Here is a 25,823-nt window from a genome sequence, read left to right on the forward strand (position 1 = left end):
GTCTCGTGCCCTGAGGGCAGGAGACGCAGGACGCGCCTTCGTCGTACGAGGAACAGACGCGGGCTGTCGTCGGTGGACGGACTCGCGACCTGTCGACTCACGGACCTGGGGCCCGAAGGTCGCAGGTGGGGTGAGGTCGTGTCAGCGGTCGTCGGACCAGCCGGCGAACGGCTGGTCGTAGTCTCCCGTGTTGTCCTCGGAAGACCTCGCTCCGTAGCGAGGATCTGTCGCGAGATCCGTGTGGCTGTGACCAGTGAGCTCTTGTTCGAGAGCTTGGTAGTTCGTCTCGGGGCTGTAGTACTTCAGCGCGCGAGCGACCTTGGTCTGCTTAGCCTTCTGACGGCCGCGGCCCATGGCTCCGACCCCCTCAACGTAGAAGCGGGGCGGCAACGTACTCAGACGTGCGGCCCCGGGAGTGTTGTTTCGTCTGTTCAGAGTCCAACGGTACATGCTCCGCAGGCATTCCAGCCACTCGGGTCCCCCGAACGGGTCCCTTGTCACAGTGTCTCCACACAACGGGGTGCGGCGGGCGGTGCCGAGGGGTAGCCCGGGGGGTCGTCGCGGCGCGCCGACGGGCCGTCCCGAGGGGTGGTCCGGAGAGGTCCGCGGAGGGCGTCGAGCCGCGAGAAATCTGGTCCTAAACACCTGTACCACCCATACCCCGCCTAATTCACCCTGTCCGCCAAGTCGCCCAAAATCATCATGCTGCGACAATGGAAGGGCTAGCGCAGCGCTGTCGTCGCGTTCCGACGTCACCGTCGGACCAGCCAGTCGCTAGGAGGAGGTGCAGTGATGTCCGTCCATGGAGAGTCCGAAGTTCTGCTCACACCGGCCGAGGTCGCGAGCCTGTTCCGCGTCGATCCCAAGACCGTCACTCGCTGGGCCAAGGCCGGCAAGCTGTCGTCGATCCGGACCCTCGGGGGGCATCGTCGCTATCGCGAGTCCGAGGTTCGCGCACTCCTGGGTGCTGCGAGCGAGAACGCCGAGGGCGTCGACAAGGGCTGACCGACGGCGCGGTGGACGTTCCCGCGCCCAGCCTTCACGGTCGGTCCGTTGAGGAGCCCCGGGACCCGTTGCCCGGAGCTCCCCGTCGCGTCCGACCCCCACTTCACATCGACCAGCCGAAAGCCCGGCGCCTGTGGCGCCGGGCTCGGTCGTTCCCGGGGAGGTCCGCCGCGATGCGGCAGGGGCGTCCGGGGGGTTGCGTCGGGAGACCTCAGGAACGACGCCTGAGGATCGCCGCTGCGACGAGCGCGATCGCCGCGACCGTGCCGCCGACGAGGATCTTGACGTTCCGTGCCCGTGCCGGGTCGTGCTCGGGGAGGCCGCCGCCCGTGAAGAAGCTGCCGGTGTCGGCGGCCGCCTGCTTGGTCTGCTGCGCGACGTGCGCGGCCTGCGTCCGAGGGTCGAGGCGGGTCGTGAGCTCGTCGATGGTGCTCGCGAGCTCGGCCCGGGTCCGGGCGATCTCGGCTTCCAGCTCGGCCTGGGTGGGCTCGGGCTTGGCCCCTTCGGTCCTGGTCGGTTCGGTGCTCACGGGCGCAGTCCTTCCTTCACGGTGGCGACGTCTTCCTTGATGCCGGCGATCGCCGTGTCCGGCGTCGGGGGCATGCCCTTCTTGAGCTGCTTGCTGCCGACGAACGCGAGAAGGCCTGCGATCAGGAACAGGGCGACACCGACGATGAGGGCCGCGAGCCACAGCGGCACGGCGTGAGCGAGACCGACCATCGCGGAGTGCAGGGCGAAGCCGAGACCGTAGAGCGAGAGCACGCCGGCCACGACGAACATCCCGATCCCGATGCCCGACCGGGCAGCCTTGGTCGTCAGCTCCTTCTTGGCGAGCGCGATCTCCGTCCGGACGAGGCGCGTGGCCTGCTCGGACATCTGCTCGACGAGCTTGCCGATCGATGGCTTCGGGTTCGGGGGAGGGGTGTGCCCGTCGTCCCAGTCGCTCATGGTGGTCACCTTCCTGGCGGTCCCCGGGGGGGACGCCGATGCGCGCGGGGCTCGCCCGCGCCCCGAAGAGTCGTTCTTCATGTCCCACTCAACCGGTCAACCGGCCCCAGGGCAATTCCACGCGCCGAAGGTGCGAGTGGGGCTCGGGTGTGCTGCGGAGGAGGCGGGTGAGGCGGGCGCCGGACCGTGCTCTGCGTGGCGCACCTCGAGCGCGCGCCGGGCTCGCTCTGCGGGCCGGGCGTCGGCGGGGGAGCCGTCGGGGAGAGGGGAGTCCCGACGGCGCGGCTCGCGTCGGGCGGTCCCGCCCGGTACGGGCCTGGCCAGGTGGGGGTGGGGCCGGACGATGGGAACGACGAAGCCCCACCTCGTGCGATACGAGGTGGGGCTTCGTGGAAGTGGCTCCGACCGGCGTCGATCCGGTGACCTTTCGATTTTCAGTCGAACGCTCTACCAACTGAGCTACAGAGCCTTGACACGAAAGCCCGGTCGTGTAGACCGGGCAGTCGCTGTCGAGCGACCCTGACGGGACTTGAACCCGCGACCTCCGCCGTGACAGGGCGGCGCGCTAACCAACTGCGCTACAGGGCCTTGCGTGAGTTTCTCCCGGCCGGGGCCGTTCGAACCTCGAGAATCGTATCTCACTGCCGGGCGAATCCGTTAATCGGATCCTTCCGAGTACCCCCAACGGGATTCGAACCCGTGCTACCGCCGTGAAAGGGCGGCGTCCTAGGCCGCTAAACGATGGGGGCCTAGTTTCCTGGACACCCGTACCGCCTGCGGGGCACGAGTCGCCGAGAGACCTCCGTCAGCATACGGGGAACTGGTGGCGCGGTGCAAAACGGCCCGGAGGGGACGGGTGGGCCCGGTAGAGCGACGGGTCGGACGGCGTCGAGCACGGCGTCGTGCCCGACGCCGGACGGGTCCGCCGGGGTGGCCCTGGTGCCGGTGGGCGGGCCCGGCGGGAGAGGATGATCCCGTGGTGGAGATGACGCGCGAGGACTTCGAGGACGCGGTGCGCGACGCGCTCGACGAGATCCCGCAGGAGCTGGCGGACCAGATGGACAACGTGGTCGTCCTGGTGGAGGACGACGCGCCCGCCGACGACCCCGAGCTGCTGGGTCTGTACGAGGGGGTGCCGCTGACGGAGCGCGACCTGATGTGGGCCGCCGGAGCGCTGCCGGACCGGATCACGATCTACCGCAACCCCACGCTGGCGATCTGCGAGTCGCGCGAGGAGGTGGTCGAGGAGGTGGTGGTCACGGTCGTCCACGAGATCGCGCACCACTTCGGCATCGACGACGACCGGCTGCACGAGCTGGGCTGGGGCTAGCAGTCATCGTCAGAAGGCGATAACATCGCCACATGACGATGAAAAGGGAGACGAGCACCCGCACCCATCTCCGGGCGCGACGCCCGGCGGCCGACGGTCTCGCCGACCAGGTCGCGTCCGAGCACCCGCAGCAGCCGTGCACGCCGCCCGTCGTCGGGCACGACCACACCGCGGTCGCCCGGCTCCTGCACGCCCTCGCCGAGCCGCACCGGCTCTCGGTCGTCCATCTCCTCGCGGTCGCCGAGCACCGGGTGGTCGACCTGACCCGCGAGCTCGGGCTCGCCCAGTCCACGGTGTCCGTCCACCTCGCCACCCTGCGCGAGGCGGGCCTCGTCGAGACGCGTCGCGAAGGACGGTCGTCCTGGTACCGGCTCGCCCGTCCTGAGGTCGCGCACATCCTGGCCGACGCGGAGAGGGTCGTCGAGGCGACGCGAGGCGCACGATGACCGGCCACTCCCACTCCCACTCCCACGGCGCGGCGACCGCCACGGGCGCGCACCGCCGTCGGCTCGTGATCGTCCTGTGCATCACGCTCGGCGTCATGGCTCTCGAGGTCGTGGGTGCGGTGGTCTCGGGGTCGCTCGCCCTGCTCGCCGACGCCGGGCACATGCTCACGGACGCGACCGGGATCGGGATCGCGCTCTTCGCGAGCTGGCTCGCGACCCGCCCCGCGTCGCCGACCCGGACCTTCGGGTGGCAGCGCGCCGAGATCCTCGCGGCCCTGACCAACGCGCTCATCCTGGGGACCGTCGCCGTGCTCGCGATCGTCGAGGGGGTCTCGCGGTTCCGTTCGCCGGACCCGGAGATCCAGGCCGGACTCATGATCGGCGTCGCGGTCGTCGGTCTCGTCGCCAACGCGGTCGGCCTGCGCCTGCTGTCCGCCGGGCAGGCCGAGAGCCTCAACGTCCGGGGCGCGTACCTCGAGGTGCTCGGCGACCTGCTCGGGTCGGTCGCCGTGATCGTGGCCGGCATCCTCGTCGCGGTCGGCTTCACGGGGGCGGACGGGCTCGCATCCGTCGCGATCGGCCTCATGATCCTTCCCCGCGCCTTCATGCTCCTCCGCGAGGTCGCGGCCGTGCTCCTCGAGTCGACACCCGCGGGGGTCGACCTCGAGAAGGTGCGCACGCACATCGAGGGGATCCCCGGGGTCGTGGGGGTCCACGACCTGCACGCCTGGACCATCACCTCGGGAGTCCCGGTCATGTCCGCCCACGTCGTCGTCGAGGAAGGGCTCATCGCGCGCGGGGGAGGGACCGAGGTGCTGCTCAGGCTCAAGGAGTGCCTGGGTGGGCACTTCGACGTCGACCACTGCACGTTCCAGATCGAGCCGCCCGAGATGCAGGAGACGGAGTCCTCGGTCCACCACTGAGGCCCCGCGGTCCCGGTGGCCGGGTGTGGCGAGAAGTGCAACCGTGCCGAACTACGCTCGTCCCATGACGATTCTGGTGACAGGCGGAGCGGGGTACATCGGCGCGCACGTGGTGCGGCTGCTGCAGGGACGAGGGGAGAAGGTCGTCGTCGTGGACGACCTGAGCACCGGGCAGGAGGGTCGCGTCGGTGGGGCGCCGCTCGTGCGGCTCGACGTCTCGAGCGCGGAGGCGGTCGAGGTGCTGACCCAGACCCTCAGGGAGCACGAGGTCACGGCCGTGGTGCACTTCGCGGCGCGCAAGCAGGTCGGGGAGTCCGTCGAGAAGCCGGCCTGGTACTACCAGCAGAACGTCGGCGGGTTCACGAACCTCGTCACGGCCATGGAGGCCGCGGGGGTCGACCGGTTGGTCTTCTCGTCGTCGGCGGCGACCTACGGCATGCCGTCGGTGTCGCTGGTCGAGGAGAAGCTGCACGCCGAGCCCATCAACCCGTACGGCGAGACCAAGCTGATCGGCGAGTGGCTCGGTCGTGCGGCGGGGCGAGCCTGGGGCCTGCGGTTCGTGGCGCTCCGTTACTTCAACGTCGCCGGTGCCGGATGGCCGGACCTGGGAGACCCTGCGGTCCTCAACCTGGTCCCCATGGTCCTCGACCGCCTGGAGCGCGGCGAGCAGCCCAAGATCTTCGGCGACGACTACCCGACGCCGGACGGGACGTGCATCCGCGACTACATCCACGTCCTGGACCTCGCCGAGGCGCACCTCGCGGCGCTCGGCTACCTGGACGAGGACGAGCGCGCGTACGACGTCTTCAACGTCGGCACGGGCACCGGCTCCTCGGTCCGCGAGGTCATCGACGAGATCGGCAAGGTCTCCGGCCTGGACGTGACCCCGGAGATCCTCCCCCGTCGGGCGGGCGACCCGCCGCAGCTCGTGGCCTCGCCCGAGCGCATCAACAAGGTGCTCGGGTGGAGCGGCACCCAGGGGCTCGAGGAGATCATCGCCTCGGCTTGGGAGGCCTGGCAGTCGGGGCCGCGGCGCATCGACGTCTGAGCCGGACGCCCGACCCGCCCGTCGGCTGGTTCGGGCGTCGCGCCCGGTGAGAGGGCCTTCCCGCCCGGAGCGGGGAGGCCCTCTTCCGTGTCCTTCGCTGACATCGGGTCAGATCCTCAGTATGCTGAGCAAAATTACTCAGCACGCTGAGGATGAAGGGGTGTGCCATGTCCGGAACGAGCACGACCATCGACGACGTCGCCGAACGGTCGGCCGCCGGCCGCCTCGCCGCCTCGCCGCCCGTCGCCGAGGGGACCACCACCGAGGACGCCGCCGACGCCCGGTTCGCAGCCGCCCTCGACCGCGCGGTCACGGCCACGCGCGGCACGCTCGCGCAGTACCTCGCGAGCTCCGCGGCCCGTGCCGGCGGCGCGGGGCCACAGGTCGTCGACCTCTGGCAGGACCTGGGGGACCAGGCCGGGGGCAAGCTCGTCCGGCCGCGCCTGGCGCTCGCTGCGTACCTGGGCCTGGGCGGCCACGACCTCGGCGCCGTGGTCCCCGTGGCCGCGGCGCAGGAGCTGCTCCACACCGCGATGCTCGTCCACGACGACCTCCTGGACCACGACGAGTCCCGCCGCGGGCGTCCGAACCTGGCCGGGACCACGCGCTCACGCCTCGCGGGCTCGGGGATCGGCGGCGCCCGCGCCGAGGTCCAGGTGCAGGCCGCAGCCCTCCTGGGCGGTGACCTGGCGATCAGCGGCGCGTTCGAGCTCGTGCTCGCCTCGACCGCTCACCCGCGCGACCGCATCGAGGTCACCCGACAGCTCGTGCGCGCCGTCCAGGCGGCCGTCGCGGGCGAGGTCCTCGACGTCTCCGGCCAGCTCCGCGCGCCCCTCGACGTCGACCCCGCGCAGGTCGCCGAGCTCAAGACCGCGACGTACACGTGCGTCGTGCCCCTGGTCTCGGGCGCGATCCTCGCGGGAGCGGACCGCTCGGTCCGAGCCCGCCTCGAGGAGTGCGGTCGCGCGCTGGGGATCGCCTTCCAGCTCGTCGACGACCTGCTCGGGGTCTTCGGCGATCCGCGGGTCACCGGGAAGTCCGCGGTCTCCGACCTCCGCGAGGGAAAGCGCACGCTGCTGCTGGCCGCCACGTACCGGCGGGCCGCTCCCGCCGACGTCGTGCTGCTCGACCAGCACGTCGGACGGGCCGACCTCACCGAGAGGGACGCCGCCGTCGTGCGGGAGATCATGCGGCGCACGGGCGCCCCCGAGGCCGTCCGCGGGACCGTCACCCGGCACCTCGACGAGGCGCGCGCGGGGGCGGCCGGGCTGCCCGGACCGCTGGGCCGGTACCTGACCGGCCTCGCCGACTCGTTCGCCGAGCGGGTCGCCTGAGATGCCGGCCGGCCGGAAGTCCGAGACCATCACCGGGGAGGCCCTCGTGTCGCAGATGCTGTACGACCGCACCGCCGCTCGCGCGAGCCGAGCGGTGCTGACCGGGTACTCGACGTCCTTCGGGCTCGGGTCCCGGCTGCTGGGCAGCGTCGCGCGCCGCGACATCGACGCGGTCTACGGCCTGGTGCGGGTCGCGGACGAGGTCGTCGACACGCGTCGCGGCGCGGGGGCCGACGACCTGCTCACCCGGCTCGAGGACGAGACGGCCCGCGCCCTGGCGAGCGGGTACTCGACCAACCTCGTCGTCCACTCGTTCGCGCGCACGGCGCGCCGTACCGGGATCGGGCACCCGGAGATCGACCCGTTCTTCGCCTCGATGCGCATGGACCTCACGGTCCAGGAGCACGACAAGGCGAGCTACGAGCAGTACGTCTACGGCTCGGCCGAGGTCGTCGGGCTCATGTGCCTCGCCGTGTTCCTCAACGCGGGCCGCCGTCCGGGCGAGCCGGTCGTGCGGGCGAGCGACGCCGTCGTGCACGGCGCCCGCGGTCTCGGGGCGGCGTTCCAGAAGATCAACTTCCTGCGCGACCTGCGTGCGGACCACGAGGACCTGGGTCGCAGCTACTTCCCCGGGATCACCCCGGCCGACCTCACGCAGGAGGACGTCGACGCGATCCTCGCGGAGATCGGCGTCGACCTCGACGCCGCCCGCGCAGCCCTGCCCGCGCTCCCGCGCCGCGCACGCATGGCCGTCGCCGCGACGCTCGCGCTCTACGACTCCCTGCTCGGCAGGCTCGCCGCGACCCCGCCCGAGGACCTGCTCCGCGCCCGGGTCCGCGTCCCGGACCCCGTCAAGCTCGTGGTCGCGGCCCGCGCGGTGGCGCGCGAGTCCCTGCGGCGCGACCTGCCGACCACCCGCGCGACCCGCTTCACCGACCCCCGAGGAGTCCTGTGACCGACGCACCACCCCTGCCGCACGTCGTCGTCGTGGGCGGGGGGATCGGCGGCCTGGCCACGGCCGCGCTCCTGGCCCGGGGCGGTGCGCGCGTGACGCTCCTCGAACGCCACGAGCGGGTGGGCGGTCGGGCAGGGACGCTCGACGTCGACGGGTTCCGGTTCGACACCGGTCCCTCCTGGTACTTCATGCCCGAGGTCTTCGAGCACTGGTTCGCGCTCCTGGGCGAGCGCGTCGAGGACCACCTGGACCTGGTGCCGCTCGACCCGTCGTACCGCGTCTTCTTCGAGCGCGGCACGCCCACGGGACAGCCCGACGGTGCCTCCCACCCTGCGCGCGCCAGGACCGTCCTCGACGTCACCCGCGACGCGGAGGCCAACTGGGCGCGTTTCGACGCGCTCTCGCCGGGCGACGGGGAACGCCTGCGCGCCTACGCGGCGGAGTCCAGCGAGGCCTACCGGCTCGCGCTCGACCACTTCCTGTACACGACGTTCGAGCGGCCCGACCGGGCGGTCGACGCGTCGGTGCTCCGGCGCCTGCCTCGGCTCGCGGCCCTGCTGGGGCGCTCGCTCGCCGACCGCGTCGAGCGCCGGGTCCGCGACCCCCGCCTGCGCCAGGTCCTGGGCTACCACGCCGTCTTCCTCGGCTCCTCGCCCTATCGCGTGCCCGCGCTGTACTCGCTCATGAGCCACCTCGACCTGGTCGAGGGCGTACGGTTCCCGCGCGGCGGGATGTACACGATCATCGAGGCCATGGAGAAGATCGCCCGCTCGGAGGGCGTGACGATCCGCACGGCGAGCGACGTCGTCGGGATCGAGGTCTCGCCCGCCGCCGTCTCGCCCGACGGCCGCACCTCGCCCCGCGCGGGGGCCGGGGCGTCCCGGCGGCGCACGCAGGGCGTCGCGACCGGTGTGCGGCTGCGGGACGGCGAGGTCGTCCCCGCGGACGTCGTGGTGTCGGCCGCCGACCTCCACCACACCCAGACCGCGCTCCTGCCCCCGACCTACGCCGACCTGCCCGCGTCGACCTGGGAGGACCGAGGCCCCGGGATCTCGGCTCTGCTGATCCTCGCGGGCGTCCGCGGCGACCTGCCCGAGCTCGCGCACCACTCGCTCTTCTTCACCGAGGACTGGCAGGGCAACTTCACGGACGTGCTGGGGCACGGGCCGTCGAGCGAGGTCGGCACGCTGCGCGTACCCACCCCGGCCTCGCTCTACGTCTCGCGGACCTCCGCGACCGACGACGCGACGGTCGACCACCCTGCGGCACCGCCCGGCCACGAGAACCTCTTCGTCCTCGTCCCCTTCCCGGCCGACCCCGGGCTCGGCGGCACACCCGCCTCGCAGGCCGCGCTCGACGAGCTCGCCGACGGGTACCTCGACCAGGTCGGCGCGTGGGCAGGGATCGAGGACCTGCGCGGTCGCGTCGTGACCCGGCAGGTCCTGGGCCCCGCACACTTCGCGACCGAGTTCTCGTCGTGGCGCGGGACGGCCCTGGGGATGGAGCACACGCTCGCGCAGAGCGCCATGTTCCGGCCCCCGGGCGCGTCGCGGAAGGTCGCCAACCTGTACTTCGCGGGCGCGGGCACGGCCCCCGGCGTCGGGCTGCCGATGTGCCTCATCAGCGCCGAGCTGGTCGCCAAGCGGCTCCTGGGCGAGACGTCGTCCCGGCCCCTGCCGACACCGCTGCGCCCCGGATTCCTCGCGGCGAGCCGTCGGCCCGAGCGGCTCCGCGGAGCAGCCTCGTGATCGGGTTCGCGTACCTCGGGGCGCTCGCGCTCTCGCTCGGCGGGCTCGCCGTCCTGGACCGCCGGTTCCGGCTCGCGTTCTGGGCGGACCCGGTCCGGACCGCGATCACGCTCGTGGTCGGTGTGCTGTTCTTCCTCGCGTGGGACGTCGCGGGCCTCGTGCTCGGGATCTTCGCACGCGGAGACTCGCCCCACATGACCGGGCTCCAGCTCGCCCCCGAGCTCCCCGTCGAGGAAGCCGTCTTCCTCACGCTGCTCTGCTACAACACGCTGCTGGTGTGGCGGTTCCTCGACCTGCGGGTCCGACGACGCGCCCCAGGGCGGGACCCGGTGCACGAGCGGGCCGACGGACCCCGGAGCGGAGCGGACGCATGACCAACATCGTGCTGAACCTCGTGGTCCTGGCGGTCGTCGCAGCCGCCACGGCCTGGACGCTGCGCAGGCACCGGGCCGGGCCGCTGCTGTGGACAGCCGCCGTCATGGTGCTGCTGACGCTCGTGTTCGACACGATCATGATCGCCGTCGGGCTCTACGCGTACGCCCCCGACAAGATCCTGGGCATCTACCTCGCCGGAGCACCCCTCGAGGACTTCGCCTACCCGCTCGCGGCGGTCCTGCTGCTGCCCGCGGTCTGGACCTGGGTCGGGGACGGCCGCCGACGCCGGCACGCGGGCGGGCAGTCGTGACCGGGGTCGTGGTGGAGCCCGGGGCGGCGCCGGGACCGGTCGCCACCCTCCGCGAGATCGCCGCCGCCTCGCGACCGTTCTCCTGGATCAACACCGCCTACCCCTTCGCGGCGGGCTACCTCGTCGCCACGGGCGGGAAGGTCGACGCGGTGCTCGTCGTCGGGACCCTGTACTTCCTGATCCCGTACAACCTGCTCATGTACGGCGTGAACGACGTGTTCGACTACGCCTCCGACCTGCGCAACCCGCGCAAGGGCGGGATCGAGGGGGCGCTCGCGGACCCCGCGACGTCTCGACGCACCCACCGACGGATCCTGTGGGCGTGCGTCCTCACGAACGCCCCGTTCCTCGCGTGGCTGCTCCTGCAGGGCGACGCCGCCGCGAACGTGACGCTCGCCGTCGTGGTCTTCCTCGTCGTGGCCTACTCCGCGCCCGTGCTGCGCTTCAAGGAGCGCCCGTTCCTCGACTCGTTCACCTCGGCCATGCACTTCGTCGGGCCGCTGCTGTACTCGCTCGTGCTCGTGGGGGCCGACGTCGGTGCGCGCACCGTGTGGCCCGTGCTCGCGGCCTTCGTGCTGTGGGGGGCCGCGTCGCACGCGTTCGGTGCCGTGCAGGACGTCCGGGCCGACCGGGAGGGCGGGATCGGTTCGGTCGCGACCGTGATCGGTGCGCACCGGACCGTCGTCGCCGCAGCCGGCGCGTACCTCGTCGCCGCGCTGCTGCTGGCCCTGCTCCCCTGGCCGGGCTGGCTCGCCGCGCTGCTGCCCCTGCCCTACCTGGTCAACGTCGCGTCGTTCTGGTCGGTCCGTGACGACGACTGCGAACGGGCGAACGCGGGGTGGCGCCGCTTCCTGTGGCTCAACCTGGTGACCGGCTTCCTCGTGACGATGCTGCTCATCGCCGGCGCCTGGGGCTGAGGGACGCCCGGTGCCCGGCGACCGACGGAGGGGCGGACGACGGAGGGCGGGCCCCCTTCCGGGTGCCCGCCCTCCGCGGTGGTGCTCGTCGTGCGTCAGTACGTCGTGCCGTACTCCCAGTGCCACGCCTCGGGCTTGGAACCGCCCTGGCGGGCCCACTCGGGGTTGTCCCACCCGTAGGCGGGGGCGTTGGCACGCATCCAGGCGTACTGCGCGCTCCCGAAGCTGCTGATGCCGCCACCCAGGTCGAGGGCCTGGCCCATGCCGTGGTTCGACGTCCCGGGGGCCGCCGCGAGGTAGCCCTTCGAGGCCTTGACCGCGACCTGCGAGGCGAACGACCGGTAGGACGACGTCACGGAGATGTCCGTGCCGAACGCCGCCCGGTAGGCCACGTTGAGCTGCTCGAGCTGGTACGCCGCGTCGCAGCGCACGAGGTGGCCGGGCGCGAAGCTCGGCGAGCACAGGAGGCTCTCCGGGATGGTGCCGTTCGAGTAGCCCGCGGTGCTGTTGGCCCACGCCTCGAGCTGGGCCGCCATGGCGGCCTGCCGGGCAGCCTCCTCGGCGGCCTGCTGGGCGGCGATCTCCTCGGCCGTCGGAGCGGGCTGGACCGAGACCGTGACGGCAGCGGCGTCGAGCACCGTGCGCAGCGCCTCGGTCGCAGCCCCGATCTCCGTGGTCGTCGGCGCGACCTGCGCCTGGTCGGTCGCCTGGTCGGCTGCTGCCTGGTCGGCGGTCGCGTCGGCTGCCGCCTGGTCGGCTGCCGCCTGGTCGGCGGTCGCGTCCGCCGCCGCGGTCTCCTCCGTGGTGGCTGCGGCGTCGGCCGCGGTCTCGGAGGCCTCGGTGGTGCCGTCCGTCGTGAGGGGTTCACGACCGTCGGCCCCGGCGCGGCTCGCGCGGTACGTGTCGCGGCCGTCGAGCGTCTCGTCGGCGGCGAGGGTCGTCGCGTCGTCGAGGGTGGCGCTCGTGTCGAGGGTCGCGCCGGCGTCCAGGGCGGTGTCGGCGACGAGCGTGGTGTCGGTCGTCGCGTCGAGGGTGGCAGTCGTCGCGTCGGCCGCGGACGTGGCCGTGGTCGCGACGTTCATGAGCTGCCGGAGCTGGTCACGCGTCGAGGTGATCTGCGCGAGCTGGTCGGGCGTCAGCGAGGACGCCCCCTCGCTCGCCAGGTACTCGGCGCGGACGAGCTGGGTGCTCGCTGCGTCGAGCGCGGCCTGCTCCTCAGGGGTCGACGCGGTGGGACCGGCCGCGCTCGTGGTCGGCGCGGACGCCGAGGACGCCGACGTGTGGGAGCCGGTCGGAGACGTGGTCATGCTGGCGGCCCCCGCCGTGGCGGTCACGGCGACCGTGGCGAGCGCGGCCATCACGGCGTAGGGCGACCTGCGGCGCAGGGAACGGCCGGGAAGGGTCGCGGCGAAGCGACGCTGGGAGTGCTTACCCATCAGCATCCCCCCTTCGGGCTGACGCCCCGCCGGACGGCGGCGCGCTGGAGGGGGTGGGCGTGCGAGGTGGTGGGGTCGATGCCCAGGAGCGGGCGGCGCCACGTGGGCGTGGCAGAGCAGAGTGCAGTTGTCACGGTGTTCCGATGTTCCGTTCGTCGGGCCGATGCCGGGACCGCGTGCGCACTGCGGCTGCTGGGCGGGTGCCCGGCGCCGTGCCGTGCCGTCGCGGTGACGGTGATCGTTCGTGGGCCTCAGCGGCTCGAGTCGCGGCGCGTCCGGATGACGTGGGAGCCGCGGGGCGTCGGCAGCGGGATGCGAGGACGGTCCTCGGTGCCTGCCAACTCGTTCCATCTTCAACTATGTTTGTGACCGGTCTGGCCCTGACGAGCAAGGATCCGCTGGTGATGGTGTGCCGGGAGCGGGCCTATTCCGTGAAGAAGGTACGACCGACGCGTCTCGCGTCGCGAGTCAGCGCCGTACCCACCAGAATGCCCAGCGCGATCGCGAAGACCGCGACGACCGCGTTGGCGAGGTCGGTCACCGAGCCCGTGTCGCCGGCCACGAGCTCCGAGAGCCCGAGGAAGCTCAGGGCTCCCGGCACCAGGAGCCAGAAGGCCGGGAGGGTCGTGACGGCCGCCGGCGGGCCCGTGCGCGTGCGTTCGATGAGGGTCGCGAGCGGCACGATCACGAGCGCCCCGAAGAAGCCCGAGATCTCCGGGGCGACGAACGACCCCAGGAGCTGCGCGGCGTAGGCCGCGAAGAGGACGACGAGCACCCAGGGCAGGCTCCGGCGCGGGGTCGAGGAGAAGAACATCTGCCCGATGCCCACTGTCACGACCCCCACCCACGGGGCCCACCACCCCAGGTGCTCGCCCGCGCTGCCGTGCAGGAGGTTCCCCGCGACCGCGGCCCCCGCGACGACGCCGAACGCCAGCAGCAGGAGCTGTGCCACCCCGTAGAGGAGCCGGCTCGCACCGGAGACGATCTGGTTGCTCGTGAGCTCGATCGCCGCGACCGTGAGCACGGACCCGGGCAGGAAGCTGATGATCGGTGGCACGAGGACCTGCAGCGGGCTGTCGCCGAGCCACGGCTGGACCACCTGGATCGCGACCACCGTCACCAGGAAGGCCGCGACCACGGGCAGCGCCGTGCCGAGCGTGGGCCAGCGCGCCGCGAGCCAGCGCAGGACCCCGACGCCGAGGCCCAGCACCACGAAGACCGGCAGCAGGTCCAGGGTCGGGTTGAGGATCAGCCCGAACCCCAGCGTCAGGATCGCGTGCCCGACGATCGTGAGCACCGCACCGAACCGGGGCGGGCGCCGGCGCATCTCCCGGAGCTCGGCGCGCGCGTCGGCGAGCGAGAGCGTCTGGTTCCGCAGCCTGCGGATCACCGAGTAGAGAGCCCCGATCTGGTCGAGGTTCAGGCCGCTGCCCGCGGCGTCGGTGAAGTCGGTGACGACCCCGGAACGGGTCTGCACCCGGATGAACACGCACGTCGGCAGCACCAGGGTCTGCACGGTGTGCGCCCCGTGCAGGTCGGCGACCTGCTTGAGGACGTCCTGGGCGTCGTTGACGGACTGGCCCGAGTCGAGCATCGCCCGCCCGAGCGTGCGCAGCAGCGGCACCAGGTCCGGGGAGATCTCCGGCACGTCCGGTTCGTCATCCGGGGTGGCCTCGTTGCCGAGCGCCTGGAGGACCCGTCGGACGGTCGAGGGCGCGTGGCGCAGCCCGGCCAGGAGGGGGAACCGGCGCGCCGCGCGGGGAGACTGCTCGTGCCCCGGCGCCGGCTCGGGCTCCGCTTCCGGCTCCGCTTCCGGCTCAGCGGCCGGTGCGGTGGCGCTCGCCGCCGCGGCGTCCTCGTGCGGGGTGGCCACGGCGTCGTCGTCGGGTGCCGCGTCCGGCTCGGGGGGCGGGCCTGCGGCGGCGCCGTCGGTGCTCAGGACGTCACCCCGCGCCGGGGAGGCGAGGCGCCCGGCGAGCCGTCCGACGACGCCGCGACCAGGTGGAGGAGCGCCTCGCCGTAGGCGTCGGCCGGGTCGTACGCCCGGAAGGTGAGCGGGCGCCCACCGACCTCGATCTCCACGAGGTACGCGGCGACGTCGTCGTCCTCGACGAAGCGCCGGAGCCAGCGGAACGTGCCCCCGAGCAGCGCGCGGAGCTGGGGCTCGAGCGGGTGCCAGAGCGCGTCCTCGATGGCCACGGAGTCGAGCGCCCACTCGGTCGTGCCGTTGAAGCCGAGGACGACGCCCGTGTCGAACTCGTGAGGCTCGATGGTCATGTCGCTCACGGTGAAGAGGTCGCCCGACGCGCCGGTGCGCAGGAGCCGGAACCTGTCGCCGGACGCGGGCCGCCAGCGCACCCCGGCCTCGCGGAGGGCCAGCGCCAGGTCCCAGGAGATCATCTGGTCAGTATGGCCGCGGTGGCCCACCCCGGCCTGCCGAGGGCGAGCGTCTCGTGCACGGCCCGTCCGGCCGGGGGACGCTCCCGCAGGCCCCCGGGCCGCTCGCGCGAGACAGTAGGAGGAGAGACCTCCGCATCCTGCGGGGCCCGACCACGGGGAGGTCGGCATGACCGCGACGTTCGCGACCGTCGACGACTACATCGGCTCGTTCCCGCCCGAGACCCAGGCGGTCCTGCAGGAGATGCGCCGGACCATCCACCGGGTCGTACCGGACGCCGGTGAGAAGATCAGCTACCAGATCCCGGCCGTGACCGTCGGGGGCAAGGTCGTGGTGTACTTCGCGGGCTGGAAGCACCACGTGAGCCTGTATCCCGTGCTCGACGGCGACGACGACTTCGAGCGTCTCGTCGCCCCGTACCGGGCCTCCAAGGGGACGCTCAAGTTCCTGCTGTCCGAGCCGGTCCCGTACGGCGTGATCGAGACGGTCGCGCGCCACCTGCTCGCCCAGCACCAGGCGTCGGCGTAGCGCTCCGGCCGGGTGGGCGAGCGCCTCGAGCGTGCCCACCAGGCGGGACGCGCCGTCCCACGGCGGCGCGGGCGTCACACGGCGGAAACCTGGGCCCCGTGTACTCGGCCCATGACCGTTCCTCCCACGGGCACGGCCGGGCGATCCCCGGACCGACCCGTCACCGTCTCCATCCACCGCCGCATCCACCCCGACCTGGTGCCGGACGCGACGCGCTGGGTCCAGGCCGGCGTCAACATGGCCAACACGTACCCGGGGTTCCTCGGGTCGGGCTGGGTGCGTGCCGCGCAGGACTCGCACGACTGGCACATGCTCTACCGCTTCGCCGACGAGGCGACGCTCGACGCCTGGGACTCCTCGCCCGAGCGGGTCGCGTGGCTCCAGGAGGGGCAGGGCCTCGTGGAGGACCAGCGCGTCGAGCGCCGCACGGGCATCGAGGGCTGGTTCGACGTCCCCGCGCGGGTCGACGAGCCGCAGGTCAGCGGCGAGCGCGCACCGGCACGGTGGAAGCAGTCGGTGAGCATCTGGCTGGGGTTCTTCCCCGTGAACCTCGCGTTCACGCTCCTCATGTCGTGGGCCGTCCCGAGCTTCGGTGAGCTGCCGGTGCTCCCCAGGGTGCTCGTGACGACGCTCGTGCTGACCCCGATCATGACGTACGCCGTCCTGCCGTGGGTGACCCGCCGTCTGGCACCGTGGCTCGCGCGCTGAGGCGACCGCCCGACGTGTGAGGACCGTCTCATCCGGCCCCTGTCCGGGCGCGTCCATCCGTCCGCGCCTAGCGTGGACGGATGGACGACGAGATAGAGAACGCGACGGACGTCGCTCTGACCCTGGCCGCCGTCGCGGGAGCGCTCGTGGTCGCGTTCGTGCTGGGCACGATCATCTCGGCCGTCGCGAACCGCCTGGGGAGGCGCAGCGAGCTCGCGCGACACATCTCCAAGCGGCTGCGCCGCCCGGACCGTGCCGTCCTCATGGTCGTCGCGGTGTGGATCGCGGTGCGCGTCACGACCGACGCGTCGGTCGGCTGGCGGCCCGCGGTCGAGCACGCGCTGCTCATCGCCCTCATCGCGGCCGGGGCGTGGTGGGTCGGGGCGCTCGCGTTCGTGCTCGAGGACAGCGCGCTCAAGCGGTTCCGGGTCGACGTGGTCGACAACCGGCACGCCCGGCGCGTCCGCACGCAGATCATCGTGGTGCGGCGGCTCACGGTCGCGATCATCGTCATCTGCGCGATCGCCGCGGTCCTCCTCACGTTCCCTGCGGCGCGTGCCGCGGGGGCGAGCATCCTGGCGTCGGCCGGTGTCATCTCGATCGTCGCGGGCCTCGCGGCGCAGACGTCCCTCGCGAACGTGTTCGCGGGCATGCAGATCGCGTTCACGGACGGGATCCGGGTCGACGACGTCGTGGTGCTGGAGGGCGAGTGGGGCCGGATCGAGGAGATCACCATGACGTACGTCGTGGTGCACCTGTGGGACGACCGGCGCCTCATCATGCCGTGCACGTACTTCACGACGACCCCGTTCCAGAACTGGACCCGGCGAGCCGCGGACCTGCTCGGCACGGTCGAGGTCGACCTCGACTTCCGGGTACCGTTCGGCGCGATGCGGGCCGAGCTCAAGCGGCTCCTGGCGCACACGGACCTGTGGGACCAGCGCGTCGGCATCCTGCAGGTGACCGACGCGATCAACGGGGTCGTCCGCGTGCGCGCGCTCGTCAGCGCACGCGACGCCCCGACGCTGTTCGACCTGCGGTGCTTCGTGCGCGAGGGGCTCGTCGAGTGGCTCCAGCGCTCGAGCGCCGACTCGTTGCCCCGCACACGCTTCGAGGGCGTCGAGGAGGGGAGCATCAGCGAGGCCCCCGACGTCGCACCGGGGCGCGTCGCGCAGGAGGACGGGGCGGCCGCGGCCGCACCCACGGCCCCGCCGCGGCTCCCGCCGCCCGCGAAGCCCGAGGTCCGCCTGCCGCCCGCGATCCCCGTCGGTCCGGGCATCCCGGGGCAGCCGCCCCTCACCACGCGCCCAGCCACGCGACGGGTCTCGGTCCGCGACGCGACCCGGGTCATCGGTCAGGTCAGCGCCCCGCAGGACGTCGTCGAGACGCGCCTCATGGACCCCGTCGAGGCCGGGCTCGCGGCGGCGGCGGACGCGGGCACGACCGGGGAGATCGGACCCGAGGACCTGCCCGGTGGCGCTGCCGAGTCGGCGTTCTTCAGCGGCACCGCGGAGGCGGTCGAGCGGGCGCAGGCGTTCGCGGGTCCGGGGCAGGACGTCATCGACGAGCGCGAGGAGACGGCCGAGCGGAACCGGGTGGAGGACGAGCGCGACGCGTCCGAGGGCGCGTCGGAGACGCCCCACGACGAGGCCGAGCCAGCGGCCGGTTCCTCCGAGGACGACCGGCGGACCGCTCGCGTCGGTGACGGCGACCTCGACCGCACCCGGGACCTGGGGCGGGGCGAGTCCCACGGGGACGCCGGGCACGACGGCGACGGCTGACGCGAGGGTGCGGGACGCCGCCGGGGTGACGGTGTCCGTGGGCGGGGGGTGACGGCCCCGCCCGCGACGCGGACGGCGCGCGCCCGCCGCGCCCTGGCCGCACCTCCTGGTTAGGGTCTCGTCGTGAGCATGTGGACCTGGCCCGCGTACGTGGGGGTGATCGGCGGGGCCCTCGTCTTCCTGCTGATCCTGCTTCCCGTCGTGGTGTGGCAGTACCGGAGGTACGGGCGGCTGAGCGGTCTGCGCCTCCTGGGGTCGGCCGCGGTCGCGGTGTACGGGGTCGCGCTCGTCGCGTACACACTCCTGCCCCTGCCGTCGGGGGACCTGGCGCAGTGGTGCGCGCAGCACGGGTTCTCGGGGCCCCAGCTGAACCCGTTCCAGTTCGTCGAGGACGTCCGCCGCGACACCGCGGGCATGAGCGCTGCGCAGCGGCTGCGCAGCCCGGCCGTGCTGCAGACGGTGTTCAACGTCGTGCTGTTCGTCCCGTGGGGCGTGCTGGTGCGGCGGTTCTTCGGGTGGCGGCTCCCGCTCACGGTGCTCTCCGCGTTCGCGGCGTCGCTGCTCATCGAGACGACGCAGGGCACGGGCATCTTCGGGCTCGTCCCGTGCTCGTACCGGCTGGCCGACGTCGACGACCTGCTGACGAACACGCTCGGGGGGCTGGTCGGTGCGCTGGTCGCGCCCGTGGTCCTGCGCTGGATGCCGCGGTCGACGGACCTGGCGGCGCAGCGTGGGGTCCCGAGGCCGGTCACGGTGTGGCGGCGCTGGCTGGGCATGCTGATCGACGCGGTGCTGGTGTCGGTGGTCGGGACGGTGCTGGTCCTGTTCTACCGGGTCGTGCTGGTCGCGACGGGGCAGGAGGTCCCGCTGGGGTCGGACGGGATCGACGTCGCGCTCGGCACGGTGGTGCCCGTGGTGCTGGTCCTGTTCGTGCCGCCGTTCCTCGGCAGCGGGGCGTCCTGGGGGCAGCGGGCCACGTGGCTCGAGCCGCGCTGGACGGCGGACGCCGCCGAGGGGGTGGTCGGTCCCGACGGCCTGGGCCGGGGGACGATGGTCCGTCGTGCGGTGCGCGGCTTCGCGTCGGGAGGGCTGTGGGGAGCGTGCCTGATCCTGGCGGAGGTCCCGGGTGGCGGTCCGGTGCCCGACGTCGCCGCTCCCCTCGGAGGACTCGTCGCCTTCGTGGCGGTCGTCTCGGTCCTGCTCACGCGGGACCGGCGCGGGCTGTCGGGGGTCGTGTCGGGGGCCCGGATCGTCGACGCACGGGGCTGACGGATGGTGGGCGCGCTCGGTGGGGCGGGACGCGCCGGCCGCACGAGTCTCTTGCCAAAGGCGCAAGTCACCCATAGGTTTGCCGTCATGGAAGACGACATGCCGACCGGCCGCCCCCACGACGCGCCGCAGCGCCCCTCCGCCGCACAGGCGCGCGAGACTTTGGCGAGCCTGCGCGCCGACGACGCGAACCTCGCGGAACGGCTCGTCACCCCGCGGTGGTACCACCCGTCGCTCGGCGTGATCGTGGCCCTCGTCATCACCTCGCAGGCGCTGCCGTCCCCGGCGTCGCTGATCCTGCTGCCCGTCGCACTCTTCGCGCTGCCAGCGCTCGTGGTCGTGTACCGGCGGCGCTACGGGCTGTGGTTCAGCCTGCCGGCGGGGCCGCGCTCGAGGCGCGTCTACCGGATCCTGCTCGCGATCGTCGTGGCCTGCTTCGCGGCCATGGTGGTCGTCAAGGTCACCCCGGTCGCGTACGGGTGGGTGCTCCTCCCCGCGGCGGTCGGGCTCGTCGCCCCCATGGTGCTCGGCCCCCGGTACGACGACCTCTTCCGCCGGGAGCTCACCGGGGCGGCGACCGCGACCGACGGCCAGGGCGCATGAGCGCCGACGTCGTCCCCGTGTTCAGCGAGGTCATCCACTCGCCCACGCGCCTACGCATCTGCGGGGTGCTCCGGCGAGGGGCGCAGCTCGAGTTCGCGGTGCTCCGCGACACGCTGGGCCTGACCGATGCGAACCTCTCGAAGAACCTGCGGGTGCTCGCCGACGCGGGCTTCGTCACGGCGACCAAGGAGAGCTCGCCCGACCGCTCGGACGCGCGGCGCCTCACGTGGGTCGAGCTCACCCCGCCCGGGCGGCGCGCCGTCGAGGCGCATCTCGCGGCGCTCGCGGAGATCGCCCAGGGCTGAGCCGGGCCCCTCGCCGGCCCCTCCGGGGACGTGCGCGGACGCCCCCGCACCGCTCGGTGCTGGGGCGTCCGCGCGCTGCCGCTGGACCGGGTGCCGGTTCAGCGGCCCGCGAGCCACCCACGCAGACGGTCGGGGCGGTCGGTGATGATCGCGTCGACGCCCGTCTCGAGGGCCAGCGCCCACTGCTCGGGCTCGTCCAGGGTCCAGACCTGGACCTCGAGCCCGGCGGCGTGCAGCTCCGCCACGAGCGAGGGCTGCTCGACCAGCACGGTGCCCGCCGGGTTGCACGTCATGACGCCCAGCTCCGCGCACGTCGCGAGCAGGTCGGCGGAGGGCCGCTCGATCAGGAGCCCCCGGCGCAGCCCCGGCGCGACCTCCTGCAGGGAGGAGACCGTCGAGGGCCAGAAGCTCTGGCCGATCACGCGGTCCGTGAGCCCGGCGCGCTGGAGGGGCTCGGTGACCTTGCGGACGTCGTCGGGACCCCAGTCGCCCTTGACCTCCAGCAGGAGGTCGATGCCCGGGTGCGTCACGAGGAAGTCCACGACCTCCGCGAACGTCGGGACGCGCTGCCCGGCGTAGGCGGGGGAGAACCACGAGCCGGCGTCGACGGTCCGGACCTCGGCGAGGGAGTGCGCGTCGACCCGCCCACGCCCGTCCGTCGTCGCGTCGAGGGTGTCGTCGTGGATCACGACGACCTCGCCGTCCCCGGTGAGCTGGACGTCGATCTCGATGCTGTCGGCGCCCGCGCGCCACGCGGCCTCGAACGCCGCGAGAGTGTTCTGCGGCGCGACCGACGAGTTCCCCCGGTGCGCCACCACGCGCACGGTGCCCGTCACAGGCTGGGCTCCACGTTCTCCTGGTACGCCTTCGCGAGGCGCGGTGCGATCGACGCGAACGCCTCGGATGCAGGCGTGCCCTTGAGGACGATCTGCTCGATCCCCTCGGTGAGGATCTGGTCGCCGCCGGGCACGAACACGCGGACCCAGTCCTGCGAGCGCGACTTCTCCGCGAGCTGGTCCACGGCCGTGCGGAACTGCGGCGTGGCCGCGTAGATGCTGCTCATGGTCTCTCCCTCGACCGCGGACGTGCGCACCGGCATGTACCCGGTGTTCTGGGAGAAGTATGCGGTGTTCTCGGGGTCGGTGAGGAAGGAGAGGAACATCGCGGCGGCGAGCTGCTGCTCGGGCGTGCGCGAGGCCGGGATGGCCAGGCCCGTGCCGCCCGTGGGCGTCCCGGAGCCCGACGGCCCGTCGGGAAGGTAGGCCGTGCCGACCTCGAACGTCGCGGCCTCGAGCAGGCCCGTGAGGCTGCCCGTGGACCCGATCGTCGACGCGAAGACGCCCGCGGCGAAGTCGGCCCCGGTGTCGGTCCCGATGCCCGCGACCTTCGAGCCGTGGAACAGGTCGTGCAGGAAGTCGCCGGCGGCGAGGGCCTGCGGGGTGTCGAGCGTGACCGTGAACTCGTCGCTGTACTGCCCGCCGTGGCCCCAGAGCATGTTCTCGAACCACCACGCGGCCCACGACGTGCCGGTCGCGAGGCCCAGCGGGGCGCCGTCGGTCGGGACCTGGCCGCGCAGGGCGGGCGCCCAATCGGCGAGCTCGGCCCACGTGCCGGGCCCGCGGTCCGGCAGGCCCGCCGCGGCCCACATGGTCTTGTTGTAGTAGAAGAGCGGGGTCGAGCGCGCGTACGGCACGGCCCAGTGCCGCGAGTCGTACGCGTAGTCGCCGTAGAGGGTGGGGTTGTAGTCGGCGACGTCGACGTCGAGGTGCGCGAACACGTCGTCGAGGGGCATGACCTGGCCGTTGAGGTAGTAGCGGAACCACCACACGTCGCTCGCGATGACGAGGTCGGGCAGGTTGTTCGACGACGACGCGGCCTGGAAGCGCTGCGCGACCTCGTCGTACCCGGCGCCCGCGGTCACGAGCTTGACCGCGATGTCGGGGTGCTCGGCGGTGAAGCGGCGGATGAGCTCCTCCTCGATCGCCTTGGAGGCGCCGGGGTGGTTGCTCCACCACGTGATCTGCGAGGCGGGCGTGATCTTGGACCAGTCGGTGCCCGCCGAGGCGGACGGGGCGGACGAGCCGCCGCCGACGGTCGGCCCCGCGCACGCGGCGAGGGACAGGGCGAGGGCGCCGAGGCCGCCGAGGCGCAGCACGTCGCGTCGCGACGGGGACCACTGGGCGGGCAGGGGCTGGTTCACGGTGATGCTCCTTGGGGTGGGGAACAGCGACCCGGCAGGCGCCGGGGGGACAGGGGAGGACCGGCGTCAGCCGGTCACGGCTCCGGCGGTGAGCCCGGCGACGAGCCGGCGCTGGAGGAACAGGAAGACGACGAGGACGGGGAGCGTCACGAGCACGGTCGCTGCCATGAGGACGCCCCAGTTGTTCATGCCGTCGACGCTCTGCAGGAGCGTGAGGCCCACGGGGAGCGTCATCTTCTCGGCGTCGTCGGTCACGAGGAACGGCCACAGGTAGTCGTTCCACTCCGCGACCACGGACACGAGCGCGACGGCCGCGATCGTGGGGTAGGACAGCGGCACGACGAACCGCCACAGCTTGCGCCAGTGGCCTGCGCCGTCGAGCTCGGCGGCCTCAAGGATCGAGACCGGCAGCGACAGGAAGTGCTGACGGAAGAGGAAGGTCCCGAACGCGCTCGCCAGGCCCGGCACGAGGATGCCCTGGTAGGTGTTGAGCCACCCGAGCTGGGCGACGAGCGTGTAGTTGGGGATGATCGTGATCTGCTGCGGGATGAGCAGCGTGAACAGGACGAGGACGAACACGGTCCGCTTGAACGGGAAGTCCAGGAACACGAGCGCGTACGCGCAGCACAGGCCCAGCAGCAGCTTGAGCGTCGAGCCCACGACCGTCAGGCCCACGGAGTTGAGGAACAGCTGCCCGACGGGGATGCTCTGCGTCGTCTGGACGTAGTTCGCGAGGTCGAGGCTCTGCGGGAGCCACCGGAGCGGGATCGAGTACAGCTCGTCGGGGCGCTTGAAGCTCGCGAGCACCATCCACACGAGGGGCAGGGCCATGACGACGGTCGCGACCAGGAGGGTCGCGTACGCGCCCAGGTGCAGGGGCCGACGGCGGCGCTTCCGCTCGGGCGGTCGGCCGCCGCCCGGGCGGTGGTCGGCACCGCCGGGGGCCGGTGGTGCGTCCACGGGTGACCCGGGGTGCTGAGCGCTGGACGCGCCCGGCGCTGCGGTCGAGGGCTGGTGCGGCGCGGCGGCCGGGGACGTCCGCACCGGGTTCTGGACGCTCATGCGTAGTGCACCTTCTTCTCGACGAAGCGCAGCTGGACGACCGTGACGACCAGCAGCAGGAGGAAGAGGATCGTGGCGACGGCCGACGCGTAGCCGGCCCGGCCGGTCACGAAGCCCTCCTCGTAGATCTGGTACATGAGGGTCGTGGTCGAGCCGAGCGGCCCGCCCTTGGTCATGGCCTGGATGATGTCGAACGACTGCAGGGAGCTGAGCAGCGTCGTGACCGTGAGGAAGAAGGTCGTGGGCGCGAGCAGCGGCAGCACGATCGAGCGGAACGTACGGGCCGACGACGCGCCGTCGAGGGCCGCGGCCTGCTTGAGCTCGAGCGGGACGGCCTGCAGACCGGCCAGGTAGATGAGGGCGACGTACCCGACGTTCTTCCACAGGTAGACGACGATGATCATGACCAGGGCCCACGGCGAGGTCGTGTACCAGTCGGGGGACTCGAGCCCGATCGCCCGCAGGCCCGCCGACAGCAGGCCGTAGCGCGGGTCGAAGATGAACAGCCACAGCATCCCGACCGCGACGCCCGACAGGACGTACGGCGCGAACGCCACGGTCCGGGCGAACCCGCGCCCCGTGAGGCGACGGTTCAGCAGGAGCGCGAGGCCCAGGCCCAGGACGAGCGAACCGCCCACGGTCGCGACCGTGAAGACGCCCGTCGTGACCATGACGTCGGCCGTCGTCGGGTCCTGGAACCACTCGACGTAGTTGCCGAGCCCGACCGAGCGGGCCGTCGGCGAGCCCATGTTCCACTGCAGGGTCGAGTAGTAGAAGCTCTGCAGCAGCGGGCGGTAGACGAACACGAGCAGCAGGGCCACGTTGGGCCCCGCGAGCAGCAGGAACGCGAGCCAGGTGCGCAGGGCGCGGGGGGACGGGCGGGTGAAGCGGGCCCGGCCGGCGGGGGCCTGGCCGGGGATCGTCCGGCGGCGTGCGGGTGGCGCGGGGCGCACGGGGGATGACACGGAGGTCATGGGGTGGGGCTCCAGTCACGAGCGGGTGGACGCCGTCACCCTAGGAGGGCGAAGTGACCGGAAAGTGGCCCCGGCGGCTCCGTTCCCCGAACGTTCCCGAGGCGTTCATCGGCGCCTCGACGCGAGGTCATCGGGGACTCCGGAAGGCCATCTCCCGGGGTGTCGGCGGAGCGGGCCTAGCATGGGCGGTCCGGCTCCTGCCGGCCCGACGACGAGGTGAGCGATGACGCACGAACCCCAGGACCTGCGGAACATCAGCGTGGGGCGCGGCACCGGCTTCACGGTCGCGCTGTACGTCCGCGACCGCCTCGCGCTCCCCGTGGCGGACGACGTCCCGACGCTCGCTCCCCGCATCGCCGTCGAGGCCCTGCCGGGCGACGAGGCCGCGGCGCTCGCGGCCGAGTGGCAAGAGTGGTGGAACCGGTTGACCGAGGTGCCCACCGGGCGCGTCGTCCGGCCCGCTCCGGAGCGGCTGGCCACGGTCTTCGACACCGTCGTGGACGAGGCGCGGGCGTGGGAGGAGGAGACGGTGCGACCGAACTTCTTCTTCTCGGAGGCCGACCTCCCTGCCGGCTACGTCCTGGAGCCGGTCGGCGACCCGGACATCCCGGTGGTCTACGACGTCGAGCTCGTCCCCGTGGACGGTGCATGGCACCGGGACCTCGGCCCGCACCGGCTGCTCGTGAGCGTCCGCACGTGGGAGGACCCCGCGGCGATGGACGCGCTCCTGAGGCCGCGGATCGAGCGGCTGCAGAGCCGGGTCGGCGCTGCGCCTCGAACGGCCGCCCAGGTGTGGCACCTGACGGTCGACGGTCAGGCCTTCACGGTCAACGATAGGCCCCACGACCCGGGGGTGTACGACTTCTCCTGGACGAACGGTCCGATCGAGGGCTACGGGTTCACGATCGGGACCTCGCCCCGGCAGCCCCTGGGTGAGGACGTGCTGCGCAAGGAGATCCGCGACTTCGTCGAGGGCTACGAGCCCTGAGGGTCGGTACGCAAGCCGTCGGAGCGCGTGTCCTCAGGTCCTCCTCGCCGTCTCCACCGTGCACCTTGACCTCAACCCCGGTTGAGGCCGTACCGTCGAAGCGTGCGGCTGCCGACCCCGGTGTGGACCGCCCCCTCCCCTCCTCGACCGGAAGGCGTTCTTTCTTGTGAGCAGCTCTCGTCCTTTGCGTGTGGCTATCGTCGGTGCTGGTCCGGCTGGGATCTATGCGGCG

Annotated in this window: 28 protein-coding genes and 3 tRNA genes; 18 read left to right on the forward strand and 13 right to left on the reverse strand. The window is 72.7% G+C overall.

Features of this window, described 5'->3' with window-relative positions; translation table 11 throughout:
• Positions 1 to 141 precede the first annotated feature (141 nt).
• A complete protein-coding gene (locus NHG27_RS17230; protein WP_497017150.1) occupies positions 142 to 450 on the reverse strand; it encodes a DUF3073 domain-containing protein in 309 nt (102 codons plus the stop codon).
• Between the two features lie 342 nt (positions 451 to 792).
• On the opposite strand from NHG27_RS17230, the gene NHG27_RS17235 reads away from it, so the two are divergent.
• A complete protein-coding gene (locus tag NHG27_RS17235) occupies positions 793 to 1,005 on the forward strand; it encodes a BldC family transcriptional regulator (RefSeq protein ID WP_030151000.1) in 213 nt (70 codons plus the stop codon).
• A gap of 211 nt (positions 1,006 to 1,216) precedes the next feature.
• On the opposite strand, the gene NHG27_RS17240 is transcribed toward NHG27_RS17235, so the two are convergent.
• From NHG27_RS17240 to NHG27_RS17260, 5 genes are all read right to left on the reverse strand, one after another.
• On the reverse strand, positions 1,217 to 1,534 hold the full coding sequence (locus tag NHG27_RS17240; RefSeq protein WP_497017132.1) for a DUF3618 domain-containing protein: 318 nt from the start codon (positions 1,532 to 1,534) through the stop codon (positions 1,217 to 1,219).
• The gene (locus NHG27_RS17245; RefSeq protein WP_193720405.1) at positions 1,531 to 1,953 is read right to left on the reverse strand and encodes a phage holin family protein; all 423 of its coding nucleotides are present in this window, start codon (positions 1,951 to 1,953) and stop codon (positions 1,531 to 1,533) included. Before NHG27_RS17245 ends, NHG27_RS17240 begins: the two co-directional genes overlap by 4 nt.
• Before the next feature lie 396 nt (positions 1,954 to 2,349).
• Positions 2,350 to 2,422, reverse strand: a tRNA-Phe gene (locus NHG27_RS17250).
• Positions 2,423 to 2,467: 45 nt separating this feature from the next.
• Positions 2,468 to 2,541: transfer RNA gene (locus NHG27_RS17255), tRNA-Asp, on the reverse strand.
• A gap of 88 nt (positions 2,542 to 2,629) precedes the next feature.
• Positions 2,630 to 2,702: transfer RNA gene (locus NHG27_RS17260), tRNA-Glu, on the reverse strand.
• 236 nt (positions 2,703 to 2,938) lie between these two features.
• On the opposite strand from NHG27_RS17260, the gene NHG27_RS17265 reads away from it, so the two are divergent.
• The 10 genes from NHG27_RS17265 (at position 2,939) to NHG27_RS17310 (ending at position 11,339) form a co-directional block, all read left to right on the forward strand.
• Positions 2,939 to 3,283, forward strand: a complete 345-nt coding sequence (locus NHG27_RS17265; protein WP_193720461.1) for a metallopeptidase family protein — start codon at positions 2,939 to 2,941, stop codon at positions 3,281 to 3,283.
• Between the two features lie 32 nt (positions 3,284 to 3,315).
• Positions 3,316 to 3,729, forward strand: coding sequence for an ArsR/SmtB family transcription factor (locus NHG27_RS17270; protein ID WP_321575432.1), 414 nt, complete (start codon positions 3,316 to 3,318; stop codon positions 3,727 to 3,729).
• Positions 3,726 to 4,652, forward strand: coding sequence for a cation diffusion facilitator family transporter (locus NHG27_RS17275; protein WP_497017133.1), 927 nt, complete (start codon positions 3,726 to 3,728; stop codon positions 4,650 to 4,652). The genes NHG27_RS17270 and NHG27_RS17275 overlap by 4 nt, the downstream gene beginning before the upstream one ends.
• A gap of 64 nt (positions 4,653 to 4,716) precedes the next feature.
• Positions 4,717 to 5,700 (forward strand): UDP-glucose 4-epimerase GalE, encoded by a 984-nt coding sequence (gene galE, locus NHG27_RS17280; protein ID WP_497017134.1) that lies wholly within the window; start codon positions 4,717 to 4,719, stop codon positions 5,698 to 5,700.
• 167 nt (positions 5,701 to 5,867) lie between these two features.
• Positions 5,868 to 7,034: a polyprenyl synthetase family protein gene (locus tag NHG27_RS17285; protein ID WP_497017135.1), complete on the forward strand. Its 1,167-nt coding sequence runs from the start codon at positions 5,868 to 5,870 to the stop codon at positions 7,032 to 7,034.
• A gap of 1 nt (position 7,035) precedes the next feature.
• A complete protein-coding gene (locus NHG27_RS17290; RefSeq protein WP_497017136.1) occupies positions 7,036 to 7,989 on the forward strand; it encodes a phytoene/squalene synthase family protein in 954 nt (317 codons plus the stop codon).
• The gene (crtI, locus tag NHG27_RS17295; RefSeq protein ID WP_497017137.1) at positions 7,986 to 9,737 is read left to right on the forward strand and encodes a phytoene desaturase family protein; all 1,752 of its coding nucleotides are present in this window, start codon (positions 7,986 to 7,988) and stop codon (positions 9,735 to 9,737) included. Before NHG27_RS17290 ends, crtI begins: the two co-directional genes overlap by 4 nt.
• On the forward strand, positions 9,734 to 10,111 hold the full coding sequence (locus NHG27_RS17300; protein WP_407671910.1) for a lycopene cyclase domain-containing protein: 378 nt from the start codon (positions 9,734 to 9,736) through the stop codon (positions 10,109 to 10,111). Before crtI ends, NHG27_RS17300 begins: the two co-directional genes overlap by 4 nt.
• A complete protein-coding gene (locus tag NHG27_RS17305; RefSeq protein WP_497017138.1) occupies positions 10,108 to 10,422 on the forward strand; it encodes a lycopene cyclase domain-containing protein in 315 nt (104 codons plus the stop codon). Before NHG27_RS17300 ends, NHG27_RS17305 begins: the two co-directional genes overlap by 4 nt.
• Positions 10,419 to 11,339, forward strand: a complete 921-nt coding sequence (locus NHG27_RS17310; protein ID WP_497017139.1) for a prenyltransferase — start codon at positions 10,419 to 10,421, stop codon at positions 11,337 to 11,339. Before NHG27_RS17305 ends, NHG27_RS17310 begins: the two co-directional genes overlap by 4 nt.
• Positions 11,340 to 11,434: 95 nt before the next feature.
• Here the strand turns inward: NHG27_RS17310 and NHG27_RS17315 are convergent, their stop codons facing one another.
• The 3 genes from NHG27_RS17315 to NHG27_RS17325 all read right to left on the reverse strand — a co-directional run bounded on the left by NHG27_RS17315 (position 11,435) and on the right by NHG27_RS17325 (position 15,175).
• Positions 11,435 to 12,775 (reverse strand): M15 family metallopeptidase, encoded by a 1,341-nt coding sequence (locus NHG27_RS17315; RefSeq protein WP_497017140.1) that lies wholly within the window; start codon positions 12,773 to 12,775, stop codon positions 11,435 to 11,437.
• A 424-nt stretch (positions 12,776 to 13,199) separates the two neighbouring features.
• Positions 13,200 to 14,648 carry a threonine/serine exporter family protein gene (locus NHG27_RS17320; RefSeq protein WP_497017141.1) on the reverse strand — a complete coding sequence of 483 codons (1,449 nt, stop codon included), beginning with the start codon at positions 14,646 to 14,648 and terminating at the stop codon, positions 13,200 to 13,202.
• Positions 14,649 to 14,710: 62 nt separating this feature from the next.
• Positions 14,711 to 15,175, reverse strand: a complete 465-nt coding sequence (locus NHG27_RS17325) for a hypothetical protein (RefSeq protein WP_497017142.1) — start codon at positions 15,173 to 15,175, stop codon at positions 14,711 to 14,713.
• A gap of 166 nt (positions 15,176 to 15,341) precedes the next feature.
• Here NHG27_RS17325 and NHG27_RS17330 point away from each other — a divergent pair, with 166 nt between their 5' ends.
• The 6 genes from NHG27_RS17330 (at position 15,342) to NHG27_RS17355 (ending at position 20,367) form a co-directional block, all read left to right on the forward strand.
• Positions 15,342 to 15,701 carry an iron chaperone gene (locus NHG27_RS17330; RefSeq protein WP_497017143.1) on the forward strand — a complete coding sequence of 120 codons (360 nt, stop codon included), beginning with the start codon at positions 15,342 to 15,344 and terminating at the stop codon, positions 15,699 to 15,701.
• Positions 15,702 to 15,812: 111 nt separating this feature from the next.
• Positions 15,813 to 16,409 (forward strand): antibiotic biosynthesis monooxygenase, encoded by a 597-nt coding sequence (locus NHG27_RS17335; protein WP_193720396.1) that lies wholly within the window; start codon positions 15,813 to 15,815, stop codon positions 16,407 to 16,409.
• An 80-nt stretch (positions 16,410 to 16,489) separates the two neighbouring features.
• On the forward strand, positions 16,490 to 18,190 hold the full coding sequence (locus tag NHG27_RS17340; protein WP_497017144.1) for a mechanosensitive ion channel family protein: 1,701 nt from the start codon (positions 16,490 to 16,492) through the stop codon (positions 18,188 to 18,190).
• Positions 18,191 to 18,319: 129 nt separating this feature from the next.
• On the forward strand, positions 18,320 to 19,459 hold the full coding sequence (locus NHG27_RS17345; protein ID WP_497017151.1) for a VanZ family protein: 1,140 nt from the start codon (positions 18,320 to 18,322) through the stop codon (positions 19,457 to 19,459).
• An 87-nt stretch (positions 19,460 to 19,546) separates the two neighbouring features.
• Positions 19,547 to 20,062: a hypothetical protein gene (locus NHG27_RS17350; protein ID WP_193720393.1), complete on the forward strand. Its 516-nt coding sequence runs from the start codon at positions 19,547 to 19,549 to the stop codon at positions 20,060 to 20,062.
• Positions 20,059 to 20,367, forward strand: a complete 309-nt coding sequence (locus NHG27_RS17355; RefSeq protein WP_193720392.1) for a transcriptional regulator — start codon at positions 20,059 to 20,061, stop codon at positions 20,365 to 20,367. The genes NHG27_RS17350 and NHG27_RS17355 overlap by 4 nt, the downstream gene beginning before the upstream one ends.
• A 98-nt stretch (positions 20,368 to 20,465) precedes the next feature.
• Here NHG27_RS17355 and NHG27_RS17360 read toward each other — a convergent pair whose 3' ends face one another.
• The 4 genes from NHG27_RS17360 to NHG27_RS17375 form a co-directional block, all read right to left on the reverse strand.
• On the reverse strand, positions 20,466 to 21,203 hold the full coding sequence (locus NHG27_RS17360; protein ID WP_497017145.1) for a glycerophosphodiester phosphodiesterase: 738 nt from the start codon (positions 21,201 to 21,203) through the stop codon (positions 20,466 to 20,468).
• Positions 21,200 to 22,567 (reverse strand): ABC transporter substrate-binding protein, encoded by a 1,368-nt coding sequence (locus NHG27_RS17365; RefSeq protein ID WP_497017146.1) that lies wholly within the window; start codon positions 22,565 to 22,567, stop codon positions 21,200 to 21,202. The genes NHG27_RS17360 and NHG27_RS17365 overlap by 4 nt, the downstream gene beginning before the upstream one ends.
• Before the next feature lie 66 nt (positions 22,568 to 22,633).
• The gene (locus NHG27_RS17370) at positions 22,634 to 23,629 is read right to left on the reverse strand and encodes a carbohydrate ABC transporter permease (RefSeq protein WP_497017147.1); all 996 of its coding nucleotides are present in this window, start codon (positions 23,627 to 23,629) and stop codon (positions 22,634 to 22,636) included.
• Entirely contained in the window at positions 23,626 to 24,603 is a 978-nt protein-coding gene (locus NHG27_RS17375) for a carbohydrate ABC transporter permease (RefSeq protein ID WP_497017148.1), read from the reverse strand. Before NHG27_RS17375 ends, NHG27_RS17370 begins: the two co-directional genes overlap by 4 nt.
• Positions 24,604 to 24,826: 223 nt before the next feature.
• On the opposite strand from NHG27_RS17375, the gene NHG27_RS17380 reads away from it, so the two are divergent.
• Entirely contained in the window at positions 24,827 to 25,591 is a 765-nt protein-coding gene (locus tag NHG27_RS17380; RefSeq protein WP_497017149.1) for a hypothetical protein, read from the forward strand.
• Positions 25,592 to 25,823 lie beyond the last annotated feature (232 nt).

Source organism: Oerskovia sp. 140933, from assembly GCF_059651515.1.